We start from the raw sequence: 3258 nt of genomic DNA on the forward strand, positions 1-3258 counted from the left end.
ATCGACGACGAATATATGTTCGGATCGGCGTTCCTCGTCGCGCCGGTCACGCAGTTCCGCGCGACCAGCCGCTCGGTGTATCTGCCGGCCGGGGCCGACTGGTACGACTTCGCCACCGGTGCCTATCTGCGCGGCGGACAGGCGATCACCGCCGCCGCGCCGCTCGCCACCATGCCGACTTATGTCCGCGCCGGGGCGATCGTGCCGACCGGGGCCGAGGTGCAGTCGACCGCCGAGCAGCCTGATGGCCCCTATGTGCTACACGTCTTCACCGGCAAAAGTGGCAGCCACACGCTGTTCGAGGATGACGGCCTGAGCGAAGGGTATCGCAACGGCCAGTCGTCGCAGATCCCGCTCATGTGGAACGAGGCGACGAAGACACTGACGATCGGTGCGCGCAAGGGCAGCTTCCCCGGCATGGTGGCAAAGCGGGCGATGTCGGTGCGCTTCCACACGCCGGGCAAGGCGGTCGCACCGGACTTCGCCGATAACGCCGCGACGGCGTTCGTGTATGACGGGCGCGAGGTGGGAGTGCGGCTGACGGGGCGGCCGAAAGTACATTGATCACTAACCAAACCCGGTAAGTCTCCTCATCGGACGTTCCGCAGTGATCGTTTGAAACCGTGGACGCGCAACGAAATGGAATAATGCTCAGCAAGCAGTTGTCCGTTTGTCCTGCGCGTCTGCGTGCGGCTTGCCTGACGTGCTTAGCTTCCAAGGGTGGTTCGAATGCAATCGAGAGCAACGATCAAACCAGGGTTGTTCTGCGCACTTGTTGGCATGGTCAGCCAAGCGATTGCCGCCGCGCCTCCCCCTTCGGACAATGGTTCTACGGCTCCTGCGGTCCGGGCCGAAGCTGTTCCCTACAAATGGGCCAACGTGAAGGTCGGGGCAGGTGGCTATGCACCTAACATCGTCTTTAGCTTGGCCGAGCGCGATCTGGCTTACCTGCGCACGGACATGGGAGGCGCCTATCGCTGGGACGCTACTTTGCACAGGTGGGTGCCGTTGCAGGATGACAATGCTACGTCGAGCTACATGGGGATCGAAAGCATCGCCCCGGACCCGGTAGATCCGCACATTGTCTACATGGCCGCCGGTATGAATGCCGGACAGCCCGCCGCCGTCATGCGATCCGGTGACCGTGGTGCAACCTGGCGGATCGTACCGGTTCCATTCGCCATGGGCGGGAACGAGCCGGGACGGGGCCTCGGCGAACGTCTCGCTGTCGATCCCAACGATCCGCACCGGCTGTTCTTCGGTTCGCGGCATGATGGGCTTTGGCGGAGCGACAATACCGGCATGACGTGGACGAAGGTAGCTGCGTTTCCACATTCAGGGCTTGGCAAACCCGCTCGCGGGACCAGTCATGGCGGCGTCTCCTTCGTCGCGATCGACGCGAACAGCGGACGGGCCGGCAAAGGATCGCAGCGATTATGGGCGGGGTTAGCCGATCCGAACGTGCCCGCGCTGTACCGGTCGGAGGACGGAGGAACGACGTGGGTACCAGTGGCAACCCCGAAGCTCTTGGCAGCGAAGGCGGCGATCGATGCACGGGGAATATTGTGGGTCGGTTATTCGAGCGGGATCGGACCGAGCGACGCGCGGACCGGTGCGGTGTGGCGGTACGAACCCAGTGGCGCGGGGCGGGATGTAACGCCGCCAGCATGGCTTGCATCGGGTTCTGAGGGCGGATTTCTCGGCGTAGCGGTCGCACGTTCCGTCGACGGAATTGCCGCAGTGACTACCATCGACAGATATCGGGCCGGGGACTCGCTCTGGATTACCCGTGACGACGGCCGCACGTGGGAGGATGTTGGCAGTCGTAGTCGTCGCGACGTGTCGGCTACCCCGTTTCTCGCGCACGAGGGACGGAAAGCGGATTTCGGCCATTGGATATCGGGGCTCGCCATTGATCCGTTCGACCACGCCCGCGTCGCTTACACCACAGGGGCAACCGTGTATGCCACCCAGGGCTTGAGGTCGAACGGCGTCGTAAACTGGGCACCATGGACGGATGGCATCGAGCAGACCGCGATCATTACGCTGATCTCTCCGACGCAAGGACCTCGTCTGGTGTCCGGGTTCGGTGACCTTGCAGGGTTTGTCCATGACGATCTTCGAAAGTCACCGCGCCCAAGCTTCGTCAATCCGTATCTGTCGAACACCAATACCCTGGATTACGCGGGACTGGCACCGAACGTCATCGTCCGTAGCGGCAGCCTCTACGCCGAGCGCCCACGCGATGCATCCCTGGCGCTGTCGAACGACGGCGGTCGGAACTGGCGACCGTTACAGGTGCCTGCCGTCGGTCAACCTCCGACACGCGACGATCTGATCGGGGAGGCTGCCGTGACCGTTTCCGCCGACGGCCGGACGATCGTCGCGGCCACCGTAATCCCCCAAGTCACGCGGGACGAAGGTCGCACGTGGCGACCGGTACGGGGCCTGCCGGGACGGGTTCCCGCCGTGGCGGATAAGGTCGATCCGAATACGTTCTATGCCGTCGATGTCACGAACGGTAGATTACTAGTGTCCCGGGATGCTGCGGCCAGCTTCGAGTCAGTTGCGGGGGCCGGACTGCCGACCGAACTGAAGCCGGCGGGGCGTCAGGGACGCGAAGCCCAAAGTGCCCTTCTGTCTACGCCCAGTCGCGCAGGCGAATTGTGGCTGCAAGCCGGCTCGGCACTCTTTCACAGCACGAATGGCGGAAAATCATTCGCCCGAGCAAGCGGCACTTTGACCGTTGAACTGTTCGGTCTTGGCAAAGGAGCGATCTTTGCGGTCGGTACACTTGGAACGAAGCGTGGCATCTGGCGATCGAATGGTAACGGGCGTTCGTGGATAAGGATCGATGACGACGCTCACCGCTGGGGCGGACGATATCGCGTCATTTCGGGTGATCCGCAGGTCCCGGGTCGTGTTTATGTAGGGACGGACGGGCGGGGTATCTTCTACGGCGATCCGGTGTAGCAGAAGTGCGTACTAGGGTCAGGACTCGTTGATCACAGCCAGAAGATGACCGTGGCAGCGAGGGCGACGGCGGAGAAGAAGGCCGTGGGGCAGCGATCGTAGCGGGTGGCGACGCGCCGCCAATCCTTGAGGCGGCCGAACATGATCTCGATGCGGCTGCGGCGCCGGTAGCGGGGGACTGTCAGGAATTTCGTGTGCGGACGGGCGGATGAACATTACGCTGCCATGGCCCTGATGAAGCGCTCGCCGAAGATGACGGCGAACTGGGCCTTGGCCATGGTCCAC

General features: G+C 63.3%; 2 protein-coding genes and 1 pseudogene. 2 read left to right on the top strand and 1 reads right to left on the bottom strand.

The features are described from left to right. Both ASE91_RS20030 and ASE91_RS18140 read left to right on the top strand, forming a co-directional pair. The coding region (locus tag ASE91_RS20030) for a DUF5110 domain-containing protein (protein WP_162233688.1) at positions 1 to 564 on the top strand (564 nt) is incomplete at its 5' end. A gap of 165 nt (positions 565 to 729) precedes the next feature. Continuing rightward, a complete protein-coding gene (locus tag ASE91_RS18140; RefSeq protein ID WP_056628960.1) occupies positions 730 to 2973 on the top strand; it encodes a hypothetical protein in 2244 nt (747 codons plus the stop codon). A gap of 32 nt (positions 2974 to 3005) precedes the next feature. Here ASE91_RS18140 and ASE91_RS18145 read toward each other — a convergent pair. Continuing rightward, positions 3006 to 3146 (bottom strand): annotated as a pseudogene (locus ASE91_RS18145) (transposase); the annotation flags it as partial. Between the last annotated feature and the right edge of the window lie 112 nt (positions 3147 to 3258).

The sequence above is a fragment of the Sphingomonas sp. Leaf62 genome (assembly GCF_001421915.1).
GTDB lineage: Bacteria > Pseudomonadota > Alphaproteobacteria > Sphingomonadales > Sphingomonadaceae > Sphingomonas.